Genomic DNA, 13,507 nt, shown 5'->3' on the forward strand with positions numbered 1-13,507 from the left:
GAAGTGAGGGGGACCTGATGCCGATCTGCCCGAGGGGCCATGAGTCGCAGGCCGAGGACTGGTGCGACTTCTGCGGATTCCCGATGACTCCGCCGCCGCCCGCGCCGCCCGGCGCCCACCAGGTGCCCCCGGGGATGCCCGGCGGTTACCCCCCGCCCGGCACGCCCGGTGTGCCGCCGGTGGCCCCGCCGCCGTTCCCGGGTGCCGTCGCGCCGCAGCCGCCCGCCGCGGCCCACCCCGGCCTGACCGAGGGCCTGGCCCTGTGCCCGATCTGCCGCAGCCCGCAGACCGGCCGCTTCTGCGAGGAGTGCGGCTACGACTACGAGCTGTCCACGCCCTCGACCCGGCAGCCGGCGCCCGCTCACACCCCGCCGGCCGCGCACAACCCGCCGCCGCTGAACATCCCGTCCGCGTACGGCGGCGCCCCGCAGCCCCCGGTGCTGCCCTCGGCCCCGCAGCCGCCCGTGACCGGGCAGCCCGCGCCGGAGACCGCGTACCCGCACACCTACGGCTACCCGCCGCCGGAGGGCGCCTTCCCCGACAGCGGCCTCGGCGAGGAGACCTCCGGGCCGGTCTACGCCGGCGCCCCCGGCCCCAACAACCGCGGCGGCGACTACGGGACGTCCTTCCACCTCGCCCCGCCGCAGCCCCAGCCCCCGGCGGAGCCCGTCCCCGTCCGGACCAACTGGATCGCCGTCGTCGCGGCCGACCGCGACTACTTCACCGACATGATGGCCCGCAGCGGCCCGGAGGCGTCCGGCCTGTTCTTCCCGCCGTACTGCCCCGAGCGGCGCATCCCGCTGACCGGCCGCGGCCAGCTGCGGATCGGCCGGCGCAGCCAGCACCGCGGCACCGTGCCGGAGATCGACCTGTCGGTGCCGCCGGAGGACCCGGGCGCCTCGCACCAGCACGCGCTGCTCGCCGAACAGGCGGACGGCAGCTGGGTGCTGGTCGACCAGGACTCCACCAACGGCACCACCGTCAACGGCGGCGCCGAGCCGATCACCCCGCACACCGCGGTGCCCCTCAACGACGGCGACCGGATCCACATCGGCGCCTGGACGACGATCACGGTGCACCGGGCCTGAGAAACCCGGGGCGCGCCTGATAAAACGCCCTTTGAGGGATCATCAGTACCAACTCGGGCCGGGTGGGGCATAATTCAACGCCCCACCCGGCCCGTTCCATTCCCTATTTCCTCAAAGAATCCGCAAATCATGCCTCCGGGATGTGCACGGACACCCCGACTGGCCCTACGCTCAGGCCACATGACTGCTGCTATATCCGCTGACGGCATCCGCCAGCGGTACGGGGATGTGCAGGCCGTCGACGGGGTGTCCCTCACCGTCGAGGCCGGCGAGTTCTACGGAATCCTGGGCCCGAACGGCGCCGGGAAGACCACCACCATGGAGATCCTGGAAGGGGTCCGGAAGGCCGACGAGGGCCGGGTCGAGTTGCTGGGGATGTCGCCCTGGCCTCGCAATCCGAAACTGCTGCCGCGCATCGGCGTGCAGTTCCAGGCCTCCGCGTTCTTCCGGAAACTGACGGCCCGCGAGACGATCCACACCTTCGCGTCGTTCTACGGGGTCGGCCCCAAGCGGGCCGACGCGATGCTGGAGCGGGTCGGCCTGAGCGAGAAGGCCGGGGAGCTCACCGAGAAGCTCTCGGGCGGCCAGGCCCAGCGCCTGTCGATCGCCTGCGCGCTGGCCCACGACCCGGAGCTCGTCTTCCTGGACGAGCCCACCACGGGCCTCGACCCGCAGGCCCGGCGCAACCTGTGGGACCTCCTGCGCGACATCAACGCCGAGGGCCGCACCGTCGTGCTGACCACCCACTACCTCGACGAGGCCGAGATCCTCTGCGACCGGGTCTCGGTCATGGACCACGGCAGGATCCTGCGCACCGGCGCCCCCGCGGCCCTCGTGCGCGAGATCGACGACACCGTCCGGATCAGCATCGCCTCCGGCCAGCTGACCGTCGAGCGGGCCCGCGAACTGCTCACCGCCTCCGGCGCCGACATCGCCGCCCTGGAGGACGACACCGTTACGCTCTCGGTCTCCACCCGCCTGCCGGGCCCGGTCCTGAGCGTCCTGGCCGACCAGAACGCGCTGCGCGGCCTCGAGGTCCGCGGCGCCACCCTGGAGGACGTCTTCCTCCAGCTGACCGGACGGGAGTACCGCGCATGACCGCCCCCACCACTGAAGCCTCCACCGGCGGGCGGGAGCGGGTCAGCGCCTTCTGGAGCCTGTCCCGCGCGATGCTCCTCGGCATGAGGCGCGACCGCACCGCGACCTTCTTCCTCCTGCTGTTCCCGCTGGTCTTCCTGGTCTTCTTCGGCGCCATCAGCAGCGGCTCCGGGAGCCCGCACGCCAAGGTGGCGCAGGTCGGCGCGGTGAAGCTGTTCGACTCGATCCAGGGCGAGGACCGCAAGGGCCTGGAGAAGGTCCTCACGATCACCCGCACCGACGACGAGGCCGGCACCCTCGAGAAGGTCCGCAAGGGCGAGTACGACGCGATGATCAAGCAGGGCCCGGACGGCACGGTCGAGCTGCGCTACACCGCCGCCGACCAGGTCCGCTCCGGCGCGCTCAACGGCATCCTCGACTCGGTCGTCCAGAGCGCCAACCAGAAGGCCACCGGCCAGAAGCCGGCCTACGTCCTCCAGGCCGAGCAGGTCGAGGACAAGGCGCTCAAGCCGATCCAGTACCTCACCCCCGGCCTGCTGGGCTGGGCCGTCGCCACCGGCGCGGTGTTCGGCGCCTCGCTGACCCTCGTCGGCTGGCGCAAGTCCAAGGTGCTGCGCCGCCTGCGGCTGGCCCCGGTCAGCGCGGGGACGGTGGTCAGCTCCCGCATCCTGGTCTCGCTGCTGACGGCGTTCCTGCAGACCGCCGTGTTCGTGGTGGTGGCGACGAGCTTCTTCGGGCTCAAGCTCACCGGCAACTGGTGGCTGATCCTCCCGCTGGTGGCCTGCGCCACGCTGGCCTTCATGTCGATCGGCCTGGTGGCCGGCTCGGTCGCCAAGACCGAGGAGGCGGCCAACGGCATCTCGCAGATCATCGTGCTGCCGATGTCGTTCCTGTCCGGCTCGTTCTTCCCGCTGGACAACGCCCCGGGGTGGCTCCAGGCCATCTCGAAGGTCATGCCGCTGCACTACCTGGTCGACGCCTCCCGCTCGGTCCTCACCCGCGGCGGCGGCCTCGTGGAGGCCCTGCCGACCATGGGCGGCCTGCTCCTCTTCGCGGCGGTGCTCACCGGCCTCGCCTGGAAGCTCTTCAAGTGGGAGGACGACTAGGGCGTGTCTTTCGGCTCACGCCGGGCGGTCGCCGCCGGGGCACGCACCTCGACGGCTTCTCGTCGGTCACCAATGCTCCGCAGTGGCTCCCTCCTCGGCACCGCCGATGCACGCACCCCAACGACGCCCGCTGACCCGACGTGAGCCGAAAGACACGCCCTCGGCCCGCCCGAACCCGCGCGGGGTCGTACGCCGAAGGTCTCGGTGTACGGCCCCGCCGCCGTCTGCGACCATGGTCGGGTGACTGAGATCCGGCGTGGCACCTTCAGCGAGGAGACCTTCTTCGAGCAGGCCGGCGGCGAGCCGACCTTCCGGCGGCTGGCCCAGCTGTTCTACCAGGGCATCGCCGGGGACGAGTTGCTGCGGCCGATGTACCCCGAGGAGGACCTCGGCCCGGCCGAGGAGCGGATGGCACTGTTCCTGATGCAGTACTGGGGCGGCCCGCGCACCTACAGCGAGCAGCGCGGCCACCCGCGGCTGAGGATGCGGCACGCGCCGTTCAAGGTCGACAAGGCCGCCCACGACGCCTGGCTGACGCACATGCGGGCCGCGGTCGCGGGCCTGGGGCTGGCCGCCGACCTGGAGCAGCAGCTGCTGGACTACCTGACGTACGCCGCCGCCTCGATGATCAACACCGAGGGCTGATCGGCACCCTGGGCTGATCGGCACCCTGGGCTGATCGGGCGGCTATCGCAGCGGGCTCAGCCCGAGCCCCGCGCCCGGCGCGGCGGCGGTGCGCAGCACCACCGAGCCCGTCGGCGAGCTCAACCGCAGCCAGCCGCCCGCCCGGTGCACGGTGAGCGGGGCCCCGGGGGCCAGGAAGCCGATCATGTACGAGGCGTGCACCGCGCGCAGCGGCAGCTCCGGCAGCGCGCTCACCGGGCGGGACCAGATCTCGTCCGCCAGGGCGTCCAGCACCGCGCGGGTGCGGTGGTGCGGCGGCACGGCCTCGCTGCGCTCGCGGAACTCCCGGACGGCGGCCATCAGTTCGCGGCCCGTCTCGGCGGGCGGCGGGGTGCCGACCGGGCGCCAGCCCGTGCGGGGCGGCAGCAGCCCGGCCCAGGAGGGGCCGGTCACCGGGGCGGGCAGCGCGAGCGCACCCGTCTCCGCGTCGACGCCGTCCAGCAGTTGCCCGACCGAGACGGTGAGGTCCACCGAGGCGTCCAGGCCCTCCAGCCGCGCGGTGCGGATCGCCAGCGCGCCCGAGGTGCCCAGCGGCAGTCGTCCGAAGACGGCCAGCACGCCACCGTGCTCCGACTCGCTGGACCCCGACTCACCGGACTCCGACTCGCCGGACTCCGCGGGGCCGACCGCCTGGAGCCGCACCGCCGCCGCCTTGTCGAAGCGCAGCAGGCGCAGCAGGAAGGCGGAGAGGTCGGCGGCCTCCCGGGTGTCGGTGAGGGCGAGGCGGGCGGTGACGGTCAACGCGGCTCAGCTCGAATCGTCGTGGGGGGGTTGCTGTCTCAGACCGCGGCGACCACGGGCTCCTCGTCCATGAACCGGGAGAGGAACTCCCGCTCCACGGGCGAGATCCGGCGCGGGCGGCCCTCGGCCAGGTCGTAGGGCACGACCACGGTGGACGCCTTGACGTAGACCGTCTCGGTGCCGTCCGCGTGCACGTCCTTGATCTCGTACGAGACGGTCAGCGAGGCGTTGCCTATCTTCGTCACGCTGGTCTCGATGGTCACGGGCTCCGGCCGGTGCACCAGCGGGCGCTTGTAGTCGATCTCGTGGCGCGCCACCACCGAGCCGCCCGCGAACTCCCCGGCGCCGGCCTCGGCGGCCTGGGTGAACATGAAGTCGATCCGGGCCTCCTCCAGGTAGCGCAGGAAGACCACGTTGTTGACGTGCCCGAAGGCGTCCATGTCGGACCAGCGCAGCGGGCAGGCGTAGATGTGGCGGGCCACGGGTGTTCTCCTCGGTGTCCGGTTCTGTGTCCAGTGTCCGTCGTCCGGCGCCGGAGGCCGGCGACGGGCCGCGGCCCGGCAGGCCGCCCCGGAGGGCAGTCTGCCGGGCCGTGGTGACAGCTGGATGTCAGCCTCGGGTCAGCTTCTTGTACGTGGCCCGGTGCGGGCGGGCGGCGTCGGCGCCGAGCCGCTCGATCTTGTTCTTCTCGTACGACTCGAAGTTGCCCTCGAACCAGAACCACTTGCTCTCGCCCTCGTAGGCGAGGATGTGGGTGGCCACTCGGTCGAGGAACCAGCGGTCGTGGGAGATGACCACGGCGCAGCCGGGGAACTCCAGCAGGGCGTTCTCCAGCGAGGAGAGCGTCTCGACGTCGAGGTCGTTGGTGGGCTCGTCGAGGAGCAGCAGGTTGCCGCCCTGCTTGAGGGTGAGCGCCAGGTTCAGGCGGTTGCGCTCACCGCCGGAGAGCACGCCGGCCGGCTTCTGCTGGTCCGGGCCCTTGAAGCCGAACGCGGAGACGTAGGCGCGGGACGGCATCTCGACCTGGCCGACGTTGATCCAGTCCAGACCGTCGGAGACGACCTCCCAGAGGGTCTTCTTCGGGTCGATGTTGGCGCGCGACTGGTCGACGTAGCTGATCTTGACGGTCTCGCCGACCTTGACCTTGCCGGAGTCCGGGGTCTCCAGGTCCTGCAGCATCTTGAACAGGGTGGTCTTGCCGGCGCCGTTGGGGCCGATGATGCCGACGATGCCGTTGCGCGGCAGGGTGAAGCTGAGGTCGTCGATCAGGACCTTCTCGCCGAAGGCCTTGTTGAGGTTCTCGACCTCGATGACGACGCTGCCCAGGCGCGGGCCCGGCGGGATCTGGATCTCCTCGAAGTCCAGCTTCCGCATCTTGTCGGCCTCGGCCGCCATCTCCTCGTAACGGGCGAGGCGGGCCTTGGACTTGGCCTGGCGGCCCTTGGCGTTGGAGCGGACCCACTCAAGTTCTTCCTTGAGGCGCTTGGCGCGCTTGGCGTCCTTCTGCCCCTCGACCTTGAGGCGGGACTGCTTGGTCTCCAGGTACGTGGAGTAGTTGCCCTCGTACGGGTAGGCGCGGCCGCGGTCGAGCTCGAGGATCCACTCGGCGACGTGGTCCAGGAAGTACCGGTCGTGGGTGACGGCCACGACGGTGCCCTTGTACTTGGCCAGGTGCTGCTCCAGCCAGTTCACCGACTCGGCGTCGAGGTGGTTGGTGGGCTCGTCGAGGAGCAGCAGGTCGGGGGCCTCGAGCAGCAGCTTGCAGAGCGCGACGCGGCGCTTCTCGCCACCGGAGAGCTTGGTGACCGCCCAGTCGCCGGGCGGGCAGCCCAGGGCGTCCATGGCCTGCTCGAGCTGGGCGTCCAGGTCCCAGGCCTCGGCGTGGTCCAGCTCCTCCTGGAGCTTGCCCATCTCCTCGAGGAGGGCGTCCGAGTAGTCGGTCGCCATCAGCTCGGCGATCTCGTTGAAGCGGTCGAGCTTCCCCTTGATCTCCTTGACGCCGTCCTGGACGTTCTCCAGGACGGTCTTGGACTCGTCGAGCGGCGGCTCCTGGAGCAGCATGCCGACGGTGAAGCCGGGCGAGAGGAAGGCGTCGCCGTTGGAGGGGTGCTCCAGGCCGGCCATCATCTTGAGCACGGTCGACTTACCGGCACCGTTGGGGCCCACGACGCCGATCTTCGCTCCGGGGAGGAAGCTGAGCGTCACGTCGTCAAGGATGACCTTGTCTCCGTGAGCCTTGCGCACCTTGCGCATCGTGTAGATGTATTCCGCCACGTGAGATCGCTCCGGCGTCGTCGGGAGTATTCGGCTTGCAGCCTTCCATTGTGCCGCACCCGCCCGCGCACCCCGAACCGCCGGTCGGCCCCGCCGATCACTCCTCGCCATGACGCAACGGCCCGGCCCCCGCACCGAGGTGCGGGGGCCGGGCCGTCGTGACTTCAGGGCCTGTCGTCAGGCGGTGGTGCGGCCGTGGCGGCCGCGGCGGCGCAGGACGAAGACGGCGGCGCCACCGGCGACGACCAGGCCACCGGCGACGGCGGCGAGGATCGGCGTGGAGTCACTGGAACCGGTCTGGGCCAGGCCACCGGTGCCCGGGGTGGTGCTGCTCGGGGCGGCACCCGGGGTGGACGGGGTGGCGGTGGACGGGGTGGCGGCCGGGGTCGACGGGGCCGCGGTCGGGGTCACGCCGGTCTTGCAGTCCAGGACGCCGGTGAACTTCTTGGAGTAGCCGTTCGGGCCGCTCACGGCGATGTCGTACCTGGTCTTCTCGGCGACCTTGACCAGCACGGTCTCGGTCTTGCCCGGCTGCACGGTGACCTTCTGGCCCGGCTGCACGGTCACCTCGGCCGGCTGGTCGCCGGTGTTGGTGACGGAGACGCGCACGCCGCCGTTGGCGCACTCCTCCTTGGCGGAGCTGTCGACGATCGCGCCCTGCCCCTGCTTCCAGGTGGCCTGGCCCGCGGCCGCGACGCTGAGCTTCTTGGAGCCGGCCAGGATCATGGTCTGGCTGTGGTTGCCCTGGTCGTCCAGGCCGCTCATGAAGACCCGGCCGCTGAGGACGGTGGTGTCGGCGGTGGCGTTGAGCACGGCCTTGCCGTCCGGGGTGCCGCCGGGGACGTCCAGGAACAGCTGGGTGTCCTTGGCGACCGGGCCGGCCAGCGTGCCGTTGACCGGCTTGCCGTCCTTGTCCAGCAGCTTGATCTTGTCGGCGGCGTCGCCGGAGACGGCGAGCTTGACCTCGTTGGCGCTGGTGTTCAGCGTGAACGGGCCGAGCTTGCCGCCGGACTTGCCGGAGACGGAGTCCGGGGTGAGCGTCAGCGAGGGCTTCGGCTCGGCCGCGACGCCCTTGTTGGCGTCGCCGGTCAGGTAGTCGCGCAGCTTCTTGGCGTGCTCGTTGCGCGGGGTCGCGGTCTTGTTGTCGGAGAACTTCCAGATCGCGGACTGGGTGCCGGCGGCGGCGTCCTTCTCCGAGAGCTCGTTGTCACCGATGGCCTTGCGCAGCGCGTCGATCGGCGCCTGCGGGTACGAGTTCTCCAGGATCCAGCGGATCTTGGGGGCGTTCGCGTTGCTGTTGAGGGAGCTCGCGGACCAGTCGGCCTCGTGGTACTTGGCCTTGCTGTTCAGGAAGACCGGGTTGTCGAAGTCGATGCAGTAGGTCTGCAGCAGCTCGCCCGAGGCCGTCTTGAGGGTGAACAGGCCCGCGTCGACGCTGTCCTTGCCCTGGACGTCGACCCGCTCCCCGAACATCTCCGGCTGGACGACCGCGGTGACGCCCGAGCCCGGGTTGTCCGCCGCGACCGCCGTACCGGTCGCGAACAGGCCCCCGCCCAGCGCCAGGCTGGACGTGAGCATGACAGTGGCTATGCGGGACAGGCTCCGCACCTGCTTCTGGACCATCAGGATTCCCTCCGGAGCGGGCCTGGTCTCTGGATGAGCAGCCCGCAGACTTTCGTGCCGCACGCGCCCCCTGTGGCGCCGTTGCGAGGTGTGAAACCAGACGAATCCTATTAACCTCCCGAGGCACCGAAACCCCCATGCGAAATCAGGACGATTCCGTATCTGGATCGTTATCAACCCTCTCAAGTCCCACACAAACTGACACTTCGTCGGATTCCCGGCCGTTTTCCGACGGGGGGCGGGAATGCGGAAGCGGGCGCAATGGCCTTCTCGATCAACATATTTGTCGACAGGGAAGGCCATCGCCCCGCCTCCGCCCGTGGGCTCACGGCCCGGTCAGCGCCACCTCACCGCCACCTCCCCGTTCCCCCTCGGACACCCCGGAGGCCCCGATCGCCCCGGACGCACCGGACGCCGCCTCCTCCTGCTGCGCCGGGCGCGAGCGGATGGCCCGGACGATCCACTCCGGCACCGCCTCCGCCTCCGGCTCCGCGCCGGAGCGCCCTCCCGCACCCGGAGGCTGCCCGCGCACGCCCGTCGCCCGGCGGAACGCCGTGGTGCCGCGGGTGAGATCGTGCCCGACCGACCGGGCGTCGATCTCCACCCGGGTGCGTTTCGCCTCGGCCTCGCCCCACTCACGGACCTTCAGCCGGCCGCTCACCAGCACCGGATCGCCCTTGGAGAGCGAGCCGATCAGGTTCACCGCCAGCGCCCGCCAGGCCGTCACCGTCAGCCAGTGGGTGTCGCCGTCCACCCAGCACTCCCGCTGGCGGTCGTAGCGCCGCTCGGTGCAGCCGAGGCGGAAGTTCGCCATCGGCACCCCGTTGGAGGTTTCCCCGTAGCTGACCTCGCCGGCCACATTGCCGAGCACCGTCACCTGCATCTCGTTCACGCCGGACCCTCCGTTCTCGCCGATGCACCGTACGGAATCGATCGGTGCGTGACACGAGAGTGCACGGGGAAGGAAATACCGGCCATCACGTTCCGAAATCTGTGGATAACCGTCCCCCCGGAAAAACCTCGGTCACTCTCATGGGTGAATTTCGGCCTTGTGGCGTGACTTCTACAAAAAGTCTTCGCGGCCATGACAACAAACGGCACGCTCCAGGACCCGTCGGCCAGCGGCGGAAGCGCCCCCGGGAAGCGTCCGCGCACGTCAATCGACCGTGACAACCCGAATACGGCCCCCCACCCGTGCGGAGGGCGGGACATTCTCCGTGTCGAATCCATAACGGGTGAGGAGGCAGCCCCGTAACGACTGCACAACGTCCGGCTCGGAAGACTCCCAGACCGCTGCACACACGGCGTTCACCTGCGATTATCGGACCGCTCCACCGAACCGACACACCAACGACGGTGCTGTCGATCCCGACCCGGCAACCGGGCACCCTTATCCTGTCCCCGACAGGTCGAGGGTCCACCAACCCCCACCCCCACCCTCCGGTACGGGGACGGACACGCGCGCCCCGGCGCCCGCCATCCGATCCCGGCCACGGTCACGCCCGCCGAAGCGGGCACCGTCCCGCCCCCATAGCTCAGCGGATAGAGCACCCGCCTTCTAAGCGGTAGGTCGCAGGTTCGAATCCTGCTGGGGGCGCCACCATGCAATTCCGCAGGCGGCGATACCGATCGCGACGATGCGTAGTCGTTTCGATTCCACGGGTCACGACCGGCACCGGCCGCTTCCCGCCCGCACTTCCCGTACTCCCCGCAATCACCGCGTGACCGTACGTGTCATGACCGTCGCGAATACGCCCGCATCGTCGAATGTCCGGAATTCCGCGCGAATCCCCCGCACTCTTCGAGAGCGTCGGGCCACGAGCGCGTCAGGCCGAGGCGATCCCGGCCAGAAAGCCGTCGACCAACGCGATCTGCCGCTCGGCCGGAAACTCCGCCGGCGCGAACAGCGCCTGCACCACCAGACCGAGGACGAAAGCCTGCGCCGCCGCCGCGAGTTCCACCGGGTCGCACTCCCCCGGCACCTCGCCGAGCCGCCGGGCCTCCGCCAGGTGCGCGGTGATGGCCTCCCGCGAGCGCCCGTAGCGGCCCGCGTGGGCGGCGGCCAGGTCCGGGTCCGCCAGCGCGACGTCCCAGGAGCCGACCCAGATCCGGTTGCCGGCCCTGGCCGGCTCGTCCAGCGGCAGCACGTCCAGCAGCGCCGCCCGTAGCCGGGCCATCCCGGCGGGCGGCGGCGCGCTGCCGTCCGCGGGCGCCGTACGCCGGGGGCGGGCGCCGGAGCGGCGGTCCAGCTCCTCCAGCGCGTGGCTGAGCAGCGCCTTCTTGTTGGGGAAGTAGTGCGTCAGGAGCCCGGTGGAGGCGCCCAGTTCGGCGGCCACCGCGCGCAGCGTCAGCCCCTCGAAGCCCCGGGTGGAGAGCACCCGCCACACCCCCTCGGAGACCTCCGAGCGGCGGGCTTCATGGTCTCCACGGGCCGGTGTCATGGGGGCTATCGTACATACCAAACGTTTGTTATGAATGACCTGTCCACCACCCCGCACCACCGGAAAGGCCCTGCCCGTGTTCACCGTCCCCCTCACCGAGAACGCCGAGCTGCGCCCGCTGGAGCCCTGGCAGGCCCCCGAGTTCCTGGAGCACATGGACCGCGCCCGCGCCCACACCGACCCGTGGATCCCCTGGGCCACCCGCTCCACCGACCTGGACTCCGCCCGCGCCACCCTCCAGGGCTACGCGGACCGCCAGGCGTCCGACACCGGCCGCATCTACGGCATCTGGCACGACGGCACCCTCGTCGGCGGCGTGATGTTCGTTTCCTTCAGCACCACCTCCGGCAACTGCGAGATCGGCGCCTGGACGGAGCCGGCCGGCGAGGGCCACGGGCTGATCACCGCCGGCGTCCGCCTGCTGCTCGACTACGCCCTCCTCACCCGGGGCCTGCACCGCGCCGAATGGCTCTGCTCCACCGTCAACGCCCGCAGCGGCGCCGTCGCGCAGCGGGTCGGGATGAAGCTCGACGGGGTGCTGCGCGAGTGGTTCCCGCACAACGGCGTGCGCCACGACAAGGAGGTCTGGTCGATGCTGGCCCCCGAGTGGAAGGCCGCCCGGGGCTGAGCCCCGCCCCCACCGGCGCGCGACGACGCGGCGGGGCCGGATGGACACCCCCGTGTCCCACCCGGCCCCGCCGCCCGTCACCGCCCTCGCCGCCCTCGCCGCGCTGGCCACCCTTGCCGCCCTCCGATCAGGCCGCGACCGCCACCCGCTGCTCGGCGGCGGCCTGCTCCGCCCCGTCCCCGCCCTCGTCCCCGTCCAGGCTCGCGCCGGCCACCACCCGCAGCCGCCACACCAGCAGCGCCACCAGCACCAGCACCCCGCCGCCCGTCAGGAAGACCACGTCCACCGCGTCGGTGAAGCTCTCCACCGCGTGCTCCCGCGCCGCCCCGGTCAGCGAGCGGACGGCGCCCATCGAGCGCCCCGGCTCGCCGTTCTCGTAGACCCGGGCCAGCAGGGTGCCGAACAGCGCGGCGCCCAGCGCGTTGCCGAGGTTCTGGAAGAAGCGGATGCCGGTGGTCGCCACCCCGAGCTGCTGCGGCGGCGCCGCCTGCTGCACCACCACGATCAGCTGGCCGATCAGCTGGCCCAACCCGGCGCCCAGCAGGGCGAGTTCGGCCATCACCGTCCACAGCGGGGTGTCCGGCCCGCTCAGGCCGAGCAGCAGCAGGGCCGCCGCCGAGAAGCCCGCGCCGGCCAGCAGGAAGATCCCCACCGAGTGGCCCCGGGCGAGTAGCTTGCCGACGCCCAGGCCGGAGACCGTCATGCCCAGCGCCATCGGGATCAGGTAGAGGCTGGCCGTGGTCGGGGCGACGCCCCGGCCGATCTGCAGGTAGAGCATCACCTGGACGATCGCGCCGATCATGCCCATCCCGACCAGGCCCTGGATCGCGAAGCCCAGCCGCACCGTCGGGATGCGGAACAGCGACAGCGGCAGCACCGGCGCGGCGGCCACGGCCTGGCGCCACAGGAAGAGGCCGAAGGCGGCCAGCGTGGCGGCGGCCAGGCCGAGGATCGTCGGGGAGGTCCAGGCGTAGTCCTTGCCGCCCCACTCGGTGACCAGCAGCAGTCCGACGGCGAAGGCGGCGGCCAGCGCGGAGCCGAGGAAGTCCAGTCCGCCGCGCCCCGCCGCCCTCGGCAGCCGGACGGCCAGGGCGACGCCGACCAGCACGACGAGGCACAGCGGCAGGTTCACGTAGAAGATCCAGCGCCAGCTGACGTGCTCGGTGAGCAGCGCCCCGGCCAGCGGACCGACCGACATGCCGAGGCCCGCGACGATGCCGCCCATGGCGCTGCCCTTGGCACTGGAGCCCTTGCCCGGCCCCTTGAGCTGGGCGATGACGACCATGGTGACGCTCATCAGCCCGCCGCCGCCGATGCCCTGGAGGGCGCGGAAGGCGATCAGCTCGGTCATCGACTGGGCCGCCCCGCACAGGGCGGAGCCGAGCGTGAAGGTGGCGACCGCCCCGAGCAGCACCCGCTTGGCGCCGTAGGAGTCGCAGAGCCTGCCGTAGAGCGGCAGCAGCGCGGTGGCGGCGAGGGCGAAGGCGCTGATCAGCCAGGGCAGCCGGTCGACGCCGTGGACGGGGTCGAGGTCGCGGACGATCGGCACGGTGGCCGCCGACACGATGTTCATGTCGAGCACGGCCAGCACGATCGTGACCAGGCAGAGGATCATGCCCGCCTTGCGTCGGCCCGGTGTCATCAGGTCGGTGTCGGGTGCTGCTGGTGCGGCGGTGGCCATGGTCAAGTCCCCCCGGGGTTCGTGGAGTTCGGGCCGGGCCGGAGCGGCTCGGCGGCACGGCACCACCATGGCAGCGTTTTTGTACCCGGTCAACTCTTCATCCCGACCCATTTTTCTGCCCGGCTGATTTCTATCCCTGGTCA

At 71.3% G+C, this 13,507-nt stretch carries 12 protein-coding genes and 1 tRNA gene; 6 read left to right on the plus strand and 7 right to left on the minus strand.

Annotated elements, in window-relative coordinates; all coding sequences use genetic code 11:
• Positions 1–17: 17 nt before the first annotated feature.
• From ACIBCA_RS30765 to ACIBCA_RS30780, 4 genes are all read left to right on the plus strand, one after another.
• Complete coding sequence (locus tag ACIBCA_RS30765; protein ID WP_396286310.1) at positions 18–1,088, plus strand: FHA domain-containing protein; 1,071 nt, start codon at positions 18–20, stop codon at positions 1,086–1,088.
• A 180-nt stretch (positions 1,089–1,268) separates the two neighbouring features.
• A complete protein-coding gene (locus tag ACIBCA_RS30770; RefSeq protein ID WP_396286312.1) occupies positions 1,269–2,186 on the plus strand; it encodes an ABC transporter ATP-binding protein in 918 nt (305 codons plus the stop codon).
• Positions 2,183–3,292: an ABC transporter permease gene (locus ACIBCA_RS30775; protein WP_396286313.1), complete on the plus strand. Its 1,110-nt coding sequence runs from the start codon at positions 2,183–2,185 to the stop codon at positions 3,290–3,292. The genes ACIBCA_RS30770 and ACIBCA_RS30775 overlap by 4 nt, the downstream gene beginning before the upstream one ends.
• A gap of 240 nt (positions 3,293–3,532) precedes the next feature.
• Positions 3,533–3,937: a globin gene (locus tag ACIBCA_RS30780; protein WP_396286314.1), complete on the plus strand. Its 405-nt coding sequence runs from the start codon at positions 3,533–3,535 to the stop codon at positions 3,935–3,937.
• Between the two features lie 42 nt (positions 3,938–3,979).
• On the opposite strand, the gene ACIBCA_RS30785 is transcribed toward ACIBCA_RS30780, so the two are convergent.
• The 5 genes from ACIBCA_RS30785 to ACIBCA_RS30805 all read right to left on the minus strand — a co-directional run bounded on the left by ACIBCA_RS30785 (position 3,980) and on the right by ACIBCA_RS30805 (position 9,497).
• Positions 3,980–4,717 carry a hypothetical protein gene (locus tag ACIBCA_RS30785; RefSeq protein ID WP_396286315.1) on the minus strand — a complete coding sequence of 246 codons (738 nt, stop codon included), beginning with the start codon at positions 4,715–4,717 and terminating at the stop codon, positions 3,980–3,982.
• 38 nt (positions 4,718–4,755) lie between these two features.
• On the minus strand, positions 4,756–5,199 hold the full coding sequence (locus tag ACIBCA_RS30790; RefSeq protein WP_396286316.1) for an acyl-CoA thioesterase: 444 nt from the start codon (positions 5,197–5,199) through the stop codon (positions 4,756–4,758).
• Positions 5,200–5,326: 127 nt separating this feature from the next.
• The gene (gene ettA, locus ACIBCA_RS30795) at positions 5,327–6,991 is read right to left on the minus strand and encodes an energy-dependent translational throttle protein EttA (protein ID WP_031077191.1); all 1,665 of its coding nucleotides are present in this window, start codon (positions 6,989–6,991) and stop codon (positions 5,327–5,329) included.
• A 177-nt stretch (positions 6,992–7,168) separates the two neighbouring features.
• Positions 7,169–8,614 carry a Cys-Gln thioester bond-forming surface protein gene (locus tag ACIBCA_RS30800; RefSeq protein WP_396286317.1) on the minus strand — a complete coding sequence of 482 codons (1,446 nt, stop codon included), beginning with the start codon at positions 8,612–8,614 and terminating at the stop codon, positions 7,169–7,171.
• A 325-nt stretch (positions 8,615–8,939) separates the two neighbouring features.
• Positions 8,940–9,497, minus strand: a complete 558-nt coding sequence (locus tag ACIBCA_RS30805) for a single-stranded DNA-binding protein (RefSeq protein WP_396286348.1) — start codon at positions 9,495–9,497, stop codon at positions 8,940–8,942.
• A 641-nt stretch (positions 9,498–10,138) separates the two neighbouring features.
• Between ACIBCA_RS30805 and ACIBCA_RS30810 the strand changes: the two genes are divergently transcribed.
• Positions 10,139–10,214, plus strand: a tRNA-Arg gene (locus tag ACIBCA_RS30810).
• A 226-nt stretch (positions 10,215–10,440) separates the two neighbouring features.
• Here the strand turns inward: ACIBCA_RS30810 and ACIBCA_RS30815 are convergent.
• Positions 10,441–11,055: a TetR/AcrR family transcriptional regulator gene (locus ACIBCA_RS30815; RefSeq protein ID WP_396286318.1), complete on the minus strand. Its 615-nt coding sequence runs from the start codon at positions 11,053–11,055 to the stop codon at positions 10,441–10,443.
• Positions 11,056–11,089: 34 nt separating this feature from the next.
• Here ACIBCA_RS30815 and ACIBCA_RS30820 point away from each other — a divergent pair, with 34 nt between their 5' ends.
• Positions 11,090–11,683, plus strand: coding sequence for a GNAT family N-acetyltransferase (locus tag ACIBCA_RS30820; protein ID WP_396286319.1), 594 nt, complete (start codon positions 11,090–11,092; stop codon positions 11,681–11,683).
• A gap of 127 nt (positions 11,684–11,810) precedes the next feature.
• Here the strand turns inward: ACIBCA_RS30820 and ACIBCA_RS30825 are convergent, their stop codons facing one another.
• Complete coding sequence (locus ACIBCA_RS30825; protein WP_396286320.1) at positions 11,811–13,364, minus strand: MFS transporter; 1,554 nt, start codon at positions 13,362–13,364, stop codon at positions 11,811–11,813.
• Between the last annotated feature and the right edge of the window lie 143 nt (positions 13,365–13,507).

The organism is Kitasatospora sp. NPDC051170 (assembly GCF_044455705.1).
Taxonomy (GTDB): domain Bacteria; phylum Actinomycetota; class Actinomycetes; order Streptomycetales; family Streptomycetaceae; genus Kitasatospora.

Excerpts from the sequence above, each read along its gene's own strand:
- ACIBCA_RS30765 (WP_396286310.1), top strand. The coding sequence starts at position 18 with ATGCCGATCTGCCCGAGGGGCCATGAGTCGCAGGCCGAGGACTGGTGC.
- ACIBCA_RS30770 (WP_396286312.1), top strand. The coding sequence starts at position 1,269 with ATGACTGCTGCTATATCCGCTGACGGCATCCGCCAGCGGTACGGGGAT.
- ACIBCA_RS30775 (WP_396286313.1), top strand. The coding sequence starts at position 2,183 with ATGACCGCCCCCACCACTGAAGCCTCCACCGGCGGGCGGGAGCGGGTC.
- ACIBCA_RS30800 (WP_396286317.1), bottom strand. The coding sequence starts at position 8,614 with ATGGTCCAGAAGCAGGTGCGGAGCCTGTCCCGCATAGCCACTGTCATG.
- ACIBCA_RS30805 (WP_396286348.1), bottom strand. The coding sequence starts at position 9,497 with ATGCAGGTGACGGTGCTCGGCAATGTGGCCGGCGAGGTCAGCTACGGG.
- ACIBCA_RS30815 (WP_396286318.1), bottom strand. The coding sequence starts at position 11,055 with ATGACACCGGCCCGTGGAGACCATGAAGCCCGCCGCTCGGAGGTCTCC.
- ACIBCA_RS30820 (WP_396286319.1), top strand. The coding sequence starts at position 11,090 with ATGACCTGTCCACCACCCCGCACCACCGGAAAGGCCCTGCCCGTGTTC.
- ACIBCA_RS30825 (WP_396286320.1), bottom strand. The coding sequence starts at position 13,364 with ATGGCCACCGCCGCACCAGCAGCACCCGACACCGACCTGATGACACCG.